The 12,820-nt window shown below is 64.5% G+C and carries 11 protein-coding genes and 1 pseudogene; 3 read left to right on the top strand and 9 right to left on the bottom strand.

Annotation, left to right across the window (positions count from 1 at the left end):
• From H4F98_RS05585 to H4F98_RS05610, 7 genes and pseudogenes are all read right to left on the bottom strand, one after another.
• A partial coding sequence (locus H4F98_RS05585) for a transposase (protein ID WP_182685711.1) occupies positions 1–177 on the bottom strand: 177 nt, incomplete at its 3' end.
• Positions 178–416: 239 nt separating this feature from the next.
• Entirely contained in the window at positions 417–896 is a 480-nt protein-coding gene (locus H4F98_RS05590) for an FKBP-type peptidyl-prolyl cis-trans isomerase (protein ID WP_182685713.1), read from the bottom strand.
• Positions 897–1,433: 537 nt separating this feature from the next.
• Positions 1,434–1,691, bottom strand: coding sequence for a hypothetical protein (locus H4F98_RS05595; protein WP_182685715.1), 258 nt, complete (start codon positions 1,689–1,691; stop codon positions 1,434–1,436).
• Positions 1,688–5,371, bottom strand: coding sequence for an RHS repeat protein (locus H4F98_RS05600; protein WP_182685717.1), 3,684 nt, complete (start codon positions 5,369–5,371; stop codon positions 1,688–1,690). The genes H4F98_RS05595 and H4F98_RS05600 overlap by 4 nt, the downstream gene beginning before the upstream one ends.
• A 135-nt stretch (positions 5,372–5,506) precedes the next feature.
• A pseudogene (locus H4F98_RS17020) lies at positions 5,507–6,331 on the bottom strand (DUF6531 domain-containing protein); the annotation flags it as partial.
• Between the two features lie 345 nt (positions 6,332–6,676).
• Positions 6,677–7,807 carry a PilT/PilU family type 4a pilus ATPase gene (locus H4F98_RS05605; protein WP_182685719.1) on the bottom strand — a complete coding sequence of 377 codons (1,131 nt, stop codon included), beginning with the start codon at positions 7,805–7,807 and terminating at the stop codon, positions 6,677–6,679.
• 157 nt (positions 7,808–7,964) lie between these two features.
• The gene (locus tag H4F98_RS05610) at positions 7,965–9,002 is read right to left on the bottom strand and encodes a type IV pilus twitching motility protein PilT (RefSeq protein ID WP_141517731.1); all 1,038 of its coding nucleotides are present in this window, start codon (positions 9,000–9,002) and stop codon (positions 7,965–7,967) included.
• 204 nt (positions 9,003–9,206) lie between these two features.
• On the opposite strand from H4F98_RS05610, the gene H4F98_RS05615 reads away from it, so the two are divergent.
• The 3 genes from H4F98_RS05615 (at position 9,207) to H4F98_RS05625 (ending at position 11,395) form a co-directional block, all read left to right on the top strand.
• Positions 9,207–9,929 carry a YggS family pyridoxal phosphate-dependent enzyme gene (locus tag H4F98_RS05615; RefSeq protein WP_343064734.1) on the top strand — a complete coding sequence of 241 codons (723 nt, stop codon included), beginning with the start codon at positions 9,207–9,209 and terminating at the stop codon, positions 9,927–9,929.
• Between the two features lie 129 nt (positions 9,930–10,058).
• Positions 10,059–10,880 (top strand): pyrroline-5-carboxylate reductase, encoded by an 822-nt coding sequence (gene proC / locus H4F98_RS05620; RefSeq protein ID WP_182685721.1) that lies wholly within the window; start codon positions 10,059–10,061, stop codon positions 10,878–10,880.
• Positions 10,881–10,888: 8 nt separating this feature from the next.
• Positions 10,889–11,395 carry a DUF4426 domain-containing protein gene (locus H4F98_RS05625; RefSeq protein ID WP_182685723.1) on the top strand — a complete coding sequence of 169 codons (507 nt, stop codon included), beginning with the start codon at positions 10,889–10,891 and terminating at the stop codon, positions 11,393–11,395.
• 11 nt (positions 11,396–11,406) lie between these two features.
• Here H4F98_RS05625 and H4F98_RS05630 read toward each other — a convergent pair whose 3' ends face one another.
• Both H4F98_RS05630 and pdxH read right to left on the bottom strand, forming a co-directional pair.
• The gene (locus tag H4F98_RS05630) at positions 11,407–12,207 is read right to left on the bottom strand and encodes a cobalamin-binding protein (protein WP_425487574.1); all 801 of its coding nucleotides are present in this window, start codon (positions 12,205–12,207) and stop codon (positions 11,407–11,409) included.
• Positions 12,204–12,806, bottom strand: coding sequence for a pyridoxamine 5'-phosphate oxidase (gene pdxH / locus H4F98_RS05635; protein ID WP_182685727.1), 603 nt, complete (start codon positions 12,804–12,806; stop codon positions 12,204–12,206). The genes H4F98_RS05630 and pdxH overlap by 4 nt, the downstream gene beginning before the upstream one ends.
• Positions 12,807–12,820: the final 14 nt, after the last annotated feature.

Genomic DNA, 12,820 nt, shown 5'->3' on the forward strand with positions numbered 1-12,820 from the left:
CTCCAGCTCCTTCAAGCGCTTTGCGTCGGGCACGCTCATGCCCCCGAACTTGCTCCGCCACAGGTAGTACGACGCCTCGCTGAAGCCGTGCTTGCGGCACAGCTCCTTGACCGGCAGCCCGGCCTCGGCCTCACGCAGGAAGCCGATGATCTGCTCTTCAGAAAAGCGCTTCTTCACGTCCAATCTCCTTACTCTGGGGAATTGGACTCCAGATCGCCGCGCTACTCAAAACCGGGGGGACGTCGCCTGCATGGTGCGCGATGGCCGACCAGACGGACACTCCCCGGCCGTGCCTCGCTTGCCCGTTCTACCTTGTCGAGCGAACACAAAAAATCCCGGGGCTCCACGAGCACCCGGGATTCCTGTCGGCACGCGACGGCTGGCACGAGGCAAACACCCCACGCCCGCCGGCCGGCTTACTCGTGCACGCCGCCCGCGCCGTGGACGTGGCCGTGCTGTTGCTCGTCGTCGGTCGCCTCGCGCACTTCGGTGACTTCGACGTCGAAATGCAGGGTCTGCCCGGCGAGCGGATGATTGCCGTCGACGGTGACCTCGCTGTCGCCGACCTCGGTCACGGTCACCAGGACGGGGCCGCCGCCGGTCTGGGCCTGGAACTGCATGCCGGGCTGCACGTTCTCCACGCCCTTGAACGCCTCGAGCGGCACCTTCTGCACCAGGCCGTCATGGCGCGCGCCATAGCCTTCCTCGGGCGCGACCGCGACCTTCAGCTTGTCGCCGGCCTTCTTGCCGGCCAGCGCCTTCTCCAGGCCCGGCACGATGTTGCCGGCACCGTGCAGGTAGCTCAGCGCCTGCTCGGACGACTTGTCGATGACATGGCCCTCGTCATTGGTCAGGGTGTAGTGGAACGAAGCAACGCGGCGATCGGCGATCTCCATGGGGGAGCCTCCATATTCGGGGAGAGAGTGGGAATACGCCGACGGCCATCGGACGCGATGTCCGGGCCGGTATCAGGGGCACGTGAAGCGCTTGATAGTGACGACGCAAGGCAAAAACTGCGCAAAGCAGCCCGAGCAGGCTAGAGAAACCGCGCCCGGATCGCAACCCGGCGCCTCTCAACGGCCGACGCCACCGCCCGCCCCGGGATCACCTTCACGCTACGGGCCACCTGCCCAACCCCAATCGTCGGCGGCCTCTGCAGCGAGTGACCCGCCCGACAGGATCTGTCTGTAGGGTGTAATAAGCAAAGCGCATTGCACCAAGCGACGTCGACCTGAAAGCATCGACTCAGGAAGGCGCCCTGTGACACCCGGGATGTCGCGCCGAGGGTCGTAGAAGTCCTCAACATACCCGCTGCCTGCAGGCCCTTCGGACTATCTAGACCCAAAGACGAAAAGGCTTAATTACCTCCGCCCCCTTTGATCGTCGACCCTATTTTAGGGCTTCTAAACGGCTCTGCTCAGAGCGGACAGCTATTACAGGGCTTCACCCATAGACCTAAAAGCATGAAGCCTCGCCAAGATGTAATACCCAAAATCTGCCAGTTCTTTCTCATCGAACTCCATTCGTTCAAATTTCTGCTCGTCGATCTCTTTGACCGTAAACGGCTCACGCTGCTGCCATGTTTTAGACTGCGATTGCAATTCCTCAAGATCGTCCAAATTTAGGAACAGCCCCTTTTCTTGAGCGGTTAAACGCACAAGAACCCCGCGTTTTGATTTCTTTGAGTTCATAACTTCCCCCACGGTGGTAATGGTGCATCTATTCCCTCATCTCGACCGCTGAGGCAATTTCCATATCTCAGCATTGCTTGTTGTTCGCAAACAGCAAAGGCCTTTTTACCAAACCTATTGCCAAGCACCACGCATGTCGCCAAATCGCGCTGCAAATTTTCGCTGCATCGCTTTTCGCGCTCCTCTTCATCATCCGGACACATCGCTTGCCCGGCAAGGTTTCCCAAAATCCCGCCAACAACCGAACCGGCAGCACCACCTAGGGTGCTGCCGCCAGCCGCACCACCAACAGCACAAGCGGCTGCTCCCGGACCCGTTGGACTGCAGAGTGTCGCGCCGCCTACGCCGCCCAATACACCACCGCCGTAAAAGCCGGCAGCGCCGCCGCAAACAGCACCTCCGGCGGTATAGGCGGCGACACACGCTTGATCCTTTGCCAGACCCAAAGGGTCCGTAAAGATCAGCGGATTGGAATCCACATAAGCGTAGGAATTGATGCCGCCACTCAGCCCAATAGGATCGGATTGCGGATAGCGTCCCGTCGCCGCTTCATAGTCACGATGACCGTTCTGATTCGAGCCACTCGTCGCATCATACCGCTGCCCCGGAAAGCGCATATCGAGGGCGAATAGAGCACTATCCCCATCCGGATCTTGGTTCGGATCACTATTACCAAAAGCCTCACTCGCAAGATCCCAGTTCCAGACCGCGACGTCACGCTGCGGCTCAATCACAGCCCGCGGAGTCCCCAGGTGGTCGGGCTCGATGTAATGCAGTCGGTTGCTCGCCGCAGCGGTGCCGGCGAGGACGCCCACGGGCAGGTCGTCCAGCCAGATCGCCTGCTGTAGGGGCGTGCCACTGCTGTCGTAGTCGCCCACCCAGTGGCCGGCTTCGTCGTACAAGGTGTAGGTAGACACGAAGCCCAGATGGCGTCGCACCTGCTCGCCACGGCCGCTGTAGGCGTACCGCATTGCGACGGCGTTGTCGCGCTGGACTTCGCTCATCCGCCCGGCCGCGTTGTAGGCGAACTCACGGGCAGTACCGCCGATGGCGGTGGTGTTACCCGTGGCGTCATAGGTGCGCGGCGTCACGCCGACGGCCGTCAAATGGTGGCTGTCGGCAGGATAGGCATAGACCTGGGTGCCGCTGGCGTTGGTGAAACTGGTGCGGTTCCCGGTGGCGTCGTAGGTATAGCCTTCGATGGCGACGCCCGTCGGGCCATCGCGGAAGTGGGTCAGGCGGTTGAGTGCGTCGTAGTCCAGGGTGATCCTCGGCGGCTGCGCCAGGTCGGCCCCATGCAGACCGACCAGATTGCCTACGGGGTCCCACTCGAACCCGAGGTCGAGGCCGCCCGCGCCGCTCCCCGCGCTCAGGATCGATCGCGGTCGGTAATCCTGGTCCAGCGTTCGCGACAACGTGCGGCCATTGCCATAGGTCCAACCGCTCGCGGGGCCGAAGGGATAGTAGGCCGCGCTGTGCAGGAGCACCTCTCGCGTACCGCCCTGCCCGGTCACCCCGATTTCGGTGGTCCGGCCGAGCCCGTCGCGCACGTAGTCGACCACCGTCCCGTCCGGATAGGTCATGGCGCTCAGCTGGCCGGCCCGGGTGTAGGCGTAGCGCAGGGTGAAGCTCTGGCCGTTGGTGACCTGGAGCTTGCGCGTCATGTGGCCGAACCGGTTGAAGCAGTACTCGGTGTGACCACTGCCATCGTCCATGCGGACGAGCCGGCCCACGGCAAAACTCTCCCCTGCGCCGCAGGAGGCCTGGACAGTGTCATACGTGTAAGCCACGTCCAGCGCGCTGTCGCTGTAAGAGATCCCGGTCAGGCGATTGAGGGCGTCGTAGCTGTAGTCCACCGCTTCGCCGCGCGCGTCGATCTGCCTGGTGCGGTTGCCGGCGGCGTCGTATTCATAGGTCGTCACCCCGGTATCCGGGCTCTCCAACCGGGTGAGATCGCCAAATGCGTTGTGGGTGTAGTCGGTGTCGAGGCCCTTGGGGTCGGTCACCTTCGTCAGGTTGTCCAGCGCGTCGTACTCAAAGCGGGTCTCGGCCTCGATACCGCCTACGTCCTGCAAGGTACGGACGAGACGGCCGAGCGGGTCATGGTCGTTGTCCGTCACCCGTCCAAGGGCATCCGTCACAGTGTCTGTGTTGCCGCCCAGGTCGTATGTGAAGGCCGTGGGATGGCTGCCCGCGTCCTTGGCGACCTGCAGCTGACCCAACTGGTTGTAGACGCGCGACATCGTGCGCAGCAGCGTGTCGGATTCGTCGAACACCTCCTCCGCGGTGCGGTTGCCGGCATTGTCGAGGGTGTAGTGGATGCGATTGCCGTCCGCATCGACGATGTCGGTCAGTCGATGCGCGGCGTCGTAGACATAGGACGTGAAGCTTCCGTCGGGCAGCATGACGCTGCTGACGAGCCCGGTCGGGTAGTAGTCGATTCGGGTGATGGCATCGTCCGACTCCACCGAGTCGTCCGCACCCCGTACCTTGCGCGCCGTCAACCAGCCGCGCGGGTGGTACTCGAGGTCCGTGACCACGCCGTTCGGATCTTTGATGGACAGTGGCCGACCGGCGCCGTCATAGCGCAAGGTCTCCGTTACCTGGCCAAGCGCGTTGGTGACTTTCCAGAGGTCGCCCTTGCGCCACGCACAATCTGAAGGCGACACGGCGCAAGAAGCCTCGTCGTTCGCATAATAGAAATACTGCGATCTAGCGGCCGGAGAAGCCGATGGCCCTTCCGATTCGACCAACAAGCCGGAGATTGGACAGAGGCCCTCTCCAACTTCATCCTCATTGCAGTATCTAAACTCGACTTCCCGTGACACGCCCGCGGATGGATCCACTACAACTCGAGAAACCATTAAGCCGTTCTCATCGAAAGTCTTCGACTCGGACCTGACTAGCGAGCCACTAGCATCAAGGATCTGACTTGAGAGAAGGCCGAAGTGATCCGGAGACCACTCACTAACGAAACTTCTAATGACGGTCTGATTCGAATCACTTTCTACCCTCAGGATCTCGAGACCATCAGGGTTGAAGCCATATCGGGTCACCTTGCCGCTCTTGTCAGTCTCAGACAAAAGCCTTCCAGCAGCATCGTAGCTCCTGGAACTCAACGACCCGCAGTAAAGACAGTCACCCACGACACGGTCAAGCTTGCCAACACCGCCCCGCACAGAAGAATAAATAGTGCTGGACTTGCCATAAGGGTCGGTCACCGTTGTCCTCGTAGACCAACCAGTTCTGACCCTGTAGTTGAAATAGAATCTGTTAACACCGCCCGCAAATGCTTCGGGCGCCAGTCGCGAAGCAATTACCTTACCGTATGAATAGTCATAACTCGCATACAGGCTACCGTTCTCATCGTATAAGGCCGACAAGCCACCATTGTTGTCATAGCCATATCGGCGGCCATGGCCATCTGCGAGTTCTACGCTAACAAGATTGCCTTTCTCATTGAACGCATAAGCCACGGAGCGTCCATCCGGCAGACTCACGGAACCGAGCCTGCCTTCAGCATGGTGAAAGATCAGTCGCCGCCCATGATCGTCTTCAACTGAACTCAGGAGACCTTCGTCGTCATACGCCAGATAAACAGACCTCCCTTCCCTGTCGACGAGCCGCTCCAAGTTACCAAGCGAATCGTAAAACTCCTTTCCTTGAGAAGGGTCTACCAAGGTCCAACCTTCAAGCTGTCCGGACGGACCTTGAGTGCTCTCAAGATGCAGCCTCGGACCATCAAGAGCCTGAAGTTGGCGGCCGTCTTCGCCAAAGAAGATTGTTTGGCCACTCGGGCGGGCAGAAGCGGCTTTGACGTGAACAGTGTCTGCAGGAAAGAAGAGCCGCCTCTCGTAACCATGAGTCCAAAAGGAGCCAAGCGCGCCTACATCCCCTTGACCACCTCGCGGGATATAACGACCGTGAGATACGTATGTTCTCGAAAGCTTGAGGGGGCTGTTGGGGGAGGAAAAATCGACCTCTGTTATCTTCTTGCCACCCGAACCAGGATCCGTAGGATTCCCGACGGGACAAAGCTGACTTTCTACGCGATGACAACCCACCCACTCTTCGTTGACCAGCAACCTTTCCGTGCCCGGCGGGCAAGAGACCGCCCTATCTTTCCTTGCTACGATGGTCTGCGCCCACTGAGCGCTGCAGCCCGGCCCTCCACTATCAAGTGTTTCAGAGCCTGAGAATTCTAAACGCTTGAAAGTTGACGAAAGCAAGGGGCCCTTGAACTGATCTGTGCCTGACCAGCAGAAGTTGCTTTGAACATTCGCTCCCCAACCCGAATCGAAATCCTGGTTAAGACTGCAGAGTTCGCGCCCGGACCGACTGTGTTTTACAACGTTAAACTGCGTCGCCACTGAGATGTGATTCGCTTCAGTCAGAGGCGCCGCATCCTCGCAGTGACTTGCAGCACCATCGACCACCCATACGCCGCCTGAGGCCCCACACCAGTAGACATGGCTCGGTGTCGAAGAGGAACTTTCATCACAAAGCTTATGAACCCAGGCCGTCGCCACGGGCGACGTACATACAGAGGAACCTCCCTCCTCTAAACATTCCTGAGCTTGCAGACTCGTGGGCAGTATGGCTGCAATGAACAGCACAGCAAGTAAGTTACTCATCCTCATCCCTGACTCCAGATTGCGCCTTCCTAACGCGGCAAATAAGAGTTTCGCTCATTCAAGCAGGCTCTCAAGAACGAATTAACGTTAATTTTCTGCTTCATTCCAGACTCGAAAGACTCGATGACGGTCCCATCCTACTGGATTCAACGAACAGCCTGTTCGTCGGCTGACACTGGCCTAATCTTCACTGACCTACAGCGCTGGCTCCGCTGTTCTCAGAAATTTGGTAGGGCGTTAAGAGAAAATCGTCGTCGCTCCAGAACCAAGAAAAAGCCCCCGCAGGCAAGATGCCGGGCGGGGGCTCGTGTGTTTACTGGCCATTCCATGGCGACGGGATGGGGGAGACGCCTACCGCGTTTCCGCCACCTCGACGCCGTCCAGGCCCTGGGCGAGGGTGTGGGCGTCGCCGCCCTGGGCGAGCTTGATGCGCAGGCGGACTTCGTTCTGGGAGTCGGCGTAACGCAGGGCGTCTTCGTAGCTGATCTCGCCGGCCTGGTAGAGCTCGAACAGGGCCTGGTCGAAGGTCCTCATGCCCAGCTGGACCGACTCCTTCATCACTTCCTTGAGCTTGTGGATCTCGCCGTCGCGGATGTAGTCCTGCACCAGCGGGGTGCCGAGCAGGATTTCCATGGCGACGCGGCGGGCCTTGCCGTCGACGGTCGGGACGAGCTGCTGGGCAACGACGCCCTTGAGGTTCAGCGACAGGTCCATCAGCAGCTGGCCGCGGCGGTCTTCCGGGAAGAAGTTGATGATGCGGTCCATCGCCTGGTTGGCGTTGTTGGCGTGCAGCGTGCACAGCACCAGGTGGCCGGTCTCGGCGAAGGCGATGGCGTGGTCCATGCCCTCGCGGGTACGCACCTCGCCGATCATGATCACGTCCGGCGCCTGGCGCAGGGTGTTCTTCAGCGCCGCTTCCCAGCTCTCGGTGTCGATGCCGACCTCGCGCTGGGTGATGATGCAGCCCTCGTGCTTGTGCACGAATTCGATCGGGTCCTCGATGGTGATGATGTGCCCGGTCGAGTTCTGGTTGCGGTAGCCGATCATGGCCGCCAGCGAGGTGGATTTACCGGTACCCGTCGCGCCGACGAAGATGATGATGCCGCGCTTGGTCATCGCCAGCGTCTTGATGATCGGCGGCAGGCTCAGCTCCTCGACCGTCGGGATCTTGGTCTCGATGCGGCGCAGGACCATGCCGACCTGGTTGCGCTGGTAGAAGCAGCTCACGCGGAAGCGGCCGACGCCGGCGACGCCGATCGCAAAGTTGCATTCGTGCGTCTTCTCGAACTCCTCGCGCTGCTGCGGGTTCATGACGTTCAGCACGAGGTCACGGCTCTGCTGCGGCGTCAGCGCGTTCTGGGTGATCGGCGAGATCTTGCCGTGCACCTTGATCGACGGCGGCATGCCCGCCGTGATGAACAGGTCGGACGCCTTCTGGTGCGCCATCAGTTTGAGGAACGAGGTGAAGTCGATGGTGCTCATTGCTTGGCTCCTACGGAGCCGTGATTCGTGATTGGGAAGTGGTGATTTGCAAAAGCGATGGCATCCAGCCTGCGAACCAACCTACACCCCTTTCGAACCCCGGCTTTGACGAATCACGAATCACGAATTTCGAATCACGAATTACCCATCACGCGCATCAATCGAACAGACGCTTGTCCTTGGCGTACTCGCGGGCCTGCTGGCGGGCGATCTGGCCGCGCTTGACCAGGTCCTGCAGGTGCTGGTCGAGGGTCATCATGCCGTGCTGCTGGCCGGTCTGGATCGCCGAGTACATCTGCGCGACCTTGTCCTCGCGGATCAGGTTGCGGATGGCGGGGATGCCGACCATGATTTCCCAGGCGGCGGTACGCCCGCCACCGACCTTCTTGAGCAGGGCCTGCGAGATCACCGCGCGCAGCGACTCGGACAGCATCGAGCGGACCATCGGCTTCTCGCCGGCGGGGAACACGTCGATGATGCGGTCGACGGTCTTGGCCGCCGAGCTGGTGTGCAGGGTGCCGAACACCAGGTGTCCGGTCTCCGCGGCGGTCAGCGCCAGGCGGATGGTCTCCAGGTCGCGCAGCTCGCCGACCAGGATGTAGTCCGGGTCCTCGCGCAGCGCCGAACGCAGGGCCTCGTTGAAGCCGTGGGTGTCGCGGTGCACCTCGCGCTGGTTGATCAGGCACTTCTGCGAGGTATGGACGAATTCGATCGGGTCCTCGACCGAGAGGATGTGGCCGTACTCGTTCTTGTTGATGTGGTCGATCATCGCCGCCAGCGTGGTCGACTTGCCCGAGCCGGTCGGACCGGTCACCAGGATCAGGCCCTGCGGCTGGTCGATGAGCTCGCGGAAGATGCGCGGGCAGCCCAGGTCCTCCAGCGTCAGCACGTCGGAGGGAATGGTACGGAACACCGCGCCGGCGCCACGGTTCTGGTTGAACGCGTTGACGCGGAAGCGGGCCAGGCCCGGGATCTCGAACGAGAAGTCGACCTCGAGGAATTCCTCGAAGTCGCGGCGCTGCTTGTCCGACATGATGTCGTAGACGAGCGCGTGGACCTGCTTGTGCTCCAGCGCCGGGATGTTGATGCGCCGGACGTCGCCATCGACGCGGATCATCGGCGGCAGGCCGGCCGACAGGTGAAGGTCGGAAGCCTTGTTCTTGACCGAGAACGCCAGAAGCTCGGCGATATCCATGCGTGCACCCCTACACTGCTGGACGACGCCGGTTGGCGCCGTCGACTGGAACGATGTTACCCCTGCGGGCAGTATAGCCCCGTACCGGCGACGTAAATCAACGACTCGGGCGCCGGGCACGCCACAACTGTGGCCTCGATCCCAGCCTTGTGGATGCCGGGCCGGCGGAGGCCCGACAATTCCGGTTTCGACAGGATTCCCGCCGTGCCAGCACCCCCTCCAAGCGATGCGCTGCGCGAGACCCTGCACTCCATGCGTAACGCGGCAGACGCGGCGCATCGGCCAGTGCCGCGGTTGCTCGCGGTGGCCAAGACCCAGCCGGCGGAGACCGTGGCCGCACTGGTCGAGGCCTGGCGGCAGCTGGCGCCCGGCACGCGACCGGCGCTGGGGGAGAACTACGTGCAGGAGGCGTCCGCCAAGCATACGGAACTGGCCGCGACGGGGCTGGACGCTCTGGAGTGGCACCTGATCGGCCACCTGCAGTCGAACAAGGCGCGCGAGGCCGCCGCGCTGTTCGACTGGGTGCAGACGGTCGACCGCGCCAAGCTGGTCGAGGCCCTGGCCCGGCACCGGCCGGCCGGCCTGCCGCCGCTGAACGTGCTGGTCCAGGTCAATATCGACGACGAGGCCAGCAAGCACGGCTGCCGACCCGCCGACATCGACGCGCTGGCCGATGCCGTGGCCGCGCATGCGCGCCTGCGCCTGCGCGGGCTGATGGCCATCCCCGCCCCCGACCCCGATCCGGCGCGCCGCCGCGAGGCATTCAGGCGGATGAACGCCTGTTTCGAGGCTTTGCGGGCGCGTCACCCCGGGGTGGATACCCTATCGATGGGCATGAGCGGCGACTACCGCGAAGCGATCGCCGAGGGCGCGACCCTGGTGCGGATCGGTTCGGCCCTGTTCGGGGCACGGGCGCCGAAGGCCTGAGGCGCGCGTCCGCGGACCGGGCTTGACGACGCGGCCGATCGCGCCCATGTCTTGCCGTGTGCCCGAGCGCGCCGTGCCGGCGCCCCTGCACCCCACGCACTTGCATCCAACCAGGAGGATCCCACCCCCATGACGAACCCGACCATTGCCTTCATCGGCGGCGGCAACATGGCCCGCAGCCTCATCGCCGGCCTGATCGGCCAGGGCACCGCGCCCTCGCGCGTCCGCGTGGCCGAGCCGGTCGAGTCCCAGCGCGAGACCCTGCGCCGGGACTACGGCGTACAGGCCTTCGCGACCGCGGCCGAGGCCACCGAAGGCGCATCGGTCTGGATGTTCGCGGTCAAGCCGCAGGTCATGCGAAGCGTCTGCGCGGAGCTGACCGGGCGCGCCCGCGCCGAGCACCCGCTGGCGGTCTCGGTGGCGGCCGGCATCACCTCTTCCCAGCTCGATCGCTGGCTGGGCGGCGACGCCGCGGTGGTCAGGACGATGCCGAACACCCCGGCCCTGCTGGGCGCCGGGATCACCGGCCTGTACGCGAACGCGCGGGTCAGCCCGGCGCAGCGCGACACCGCCCAGGGCGTGCTGGCCACGGCCGGCGAGACGGTGTGGATCGAGGACGAGGCGCAGATGGATGCGGTGACCGCGGTATCGGGCAGCGGCCCGGCCTACATCTTCCTGCTGGCCGAGGCCATGCAAGCCGCGGGCGAAGCCCAGGGCCTGCCGGCCGCGACCGCGCGCCAGCTCGCCGCGCAGACGTTGCTGGGCGCTTCGCGGATGTTGACCGAGTCGGGCGAGCCGGCCGACGTGCTGCGCAAGCGGGTGACCTCCCCGGGCGGCACCACCCAGGCGGCGATCGAGACCTTCGAAGCGGGCGGCCTGCGCGAGCTGGTCGCCAAGGCGGTCGCCGCGGCCGCGCGTCGCGGCGGCGAACTGTCGGCCGCGAACGACTGAGGCCCGCCATGCGCTCGGACACCCGCACTGCGCGATCGATTGCCGCCTGCCTGCTGCTGGTCGCGTTCGCGACCGTCGCCGGCTGCGGGCGCGACGCGTCCACGCCCCCGGCGGCGCGCGCCCATGCCGACGCGACGGGCGAGGAAGCCGTCGCCACGCTCGGCGATGCGCGCGTGCGCGCCAGCGTCGTGCCCACCGCGCGTATCGGCACGGCCGTGGCCCGCCAGTACGGCATCGAGCCGGCGGCGGACACGGTCCTGCTGCTGGTCGGCGTGCGCACCGGGCCGGAGATGGACGAAACGGCGCTGCCGGCGCAGGTCGCCGCCTCGGTGCAGGACCTGCGTGGCGTGTCCCAGTCGCTGGAACTGCGCCGCATCGACAACGGCGAGCTGATCGACTACGTCGGCACCGCGCGCGTCGCGCCGCCCGACAGCCTGCGCTTCGACGTCGACGTGGTCCTCGAGGACGGCCGCCGCACGCGACTGCGCTTCAGCCGCGACATCTTCCCGGAGTAGCACCGCGACGATCAGCCCTGGCGGCGGCCCCAGTCCTGGATGTGGGCGGCGATCGCGCGCACCCCGTCGGTCAGCGCCGCCGGTCCGGGCTGCAGGATCAGCGGCGACTTGATTTCGTGCAGCTCGCCGTCGCGGACGGCCGGGATCGCGTCCCAGCCCGGCCGCGCGGCGACTTTCCCGGGCTGGAACTTCTTCCCGCACCAGGAACCGAACACGATGTCGGGCGCGCGGCGCACCACCTCGCCCGGATCGGCGAGGATGCGCGCCTTGGCCAGCGGGTCGGCGGCGCGCTCTGGGAAGATGTCGTCGCCGCCGGCGATGCGCACCAGCTCGGCCACCCAGCGGATGCCGGTGATCAGCGGTTCGTCCCACTCCTCGAAGTAGACCCGCGGGCGGCGCGGCAGCCGCGCGGCGTCTTCGGCGATGGCGTCGAGCCCGCGTGCGAGCTCGTCCGCCCACGCCTGGGCGCGCGGACCGGCGCCGACCATCGCGCCCAGGCGCCGGATGTAGTCGAGGATGCCGTCGACGCTGCGGTGGTTGCTGATCCACACCTCGACGCCGCGGCCGATGAGCTCGCTGGCGATCCCGGCCTGGATGTCGGAGAAGCCGACGACGAGGTCCGGCGCCAGGGCGAGGATCTCGTCGATCCGGGCACGGGTGAAGGCGCTGACCTTCGGCTTTTCCCGGCGCGCGCGGGGCGGCCTGACGGTGAAGCCGCTGATGCCGACGATGCGGTCCTGTTCGCCGAGCGCATACAGGGTCTCGGTGGGTTCCTCGGTCAGGCAGACGATGCGGCGCGGGCCGAAGCTCACGGATACAGCATCCGCTGCGACCAGTCGCCGACCGGGTCGCATTCGTAGAGCTGGCGTTCGTGCAGGCGGTAGTCCGCGCCGTACCAGAACTCGATCTTCTCCGGCCGCACGCGCAGGCCCGTCCAGCGCGCCGGGCGCGGCACCTCGCGCCCCTCGAACTCCCGCTCGGCCTGCGCCAGGCGCTCCTCGAAGGTCTCGCGCGAATCCAGCGTCTCGGACTGCTTCGAGGCCCAGGCGCCCAGCTGGCTGCCCCGCGGACGGGTGGCGAAATAGGCATCGGCCTCTTCGTCGGAAACGCGCTCCACCGGCCCCTCGATCCGCACCTGCACGCCGTGGCGCACGCGCGGCCAGTGGAACAGCAGCGCGGCGTGCGGATTGCCCTGCAGTTCCAGGCCCTTGCGCCCGTCGAGGTGGGTGTAGAACACGAAGCCGCGGGCGTCGTGCGCCTTCAGCAGCACCGTGCGCGCGGACGGACGCGCATCGCGGTCGGCGGTGGCCACGGTCATCGCGGTGGGGTCGGGCTCGCCGGCCGCGCGCGCCTCCTCGAACAGGGTCTCGAAGGTGGCCAGGGCATGTTCAAGCAGGTTCGACGCGCTCATCGGGGGCACCGGGG

Origin of the sequence: Marilutibacter spongiae (genome assembly GCF_014145325.1) — a bacterium.
Classification (GTDB): Bacteria; Pseudomonadota; Gammaproteobacteria; order Xanthomonadales; family Xanthomonadaceae; genus Marilutibacter; species Marilutibacter spongiae.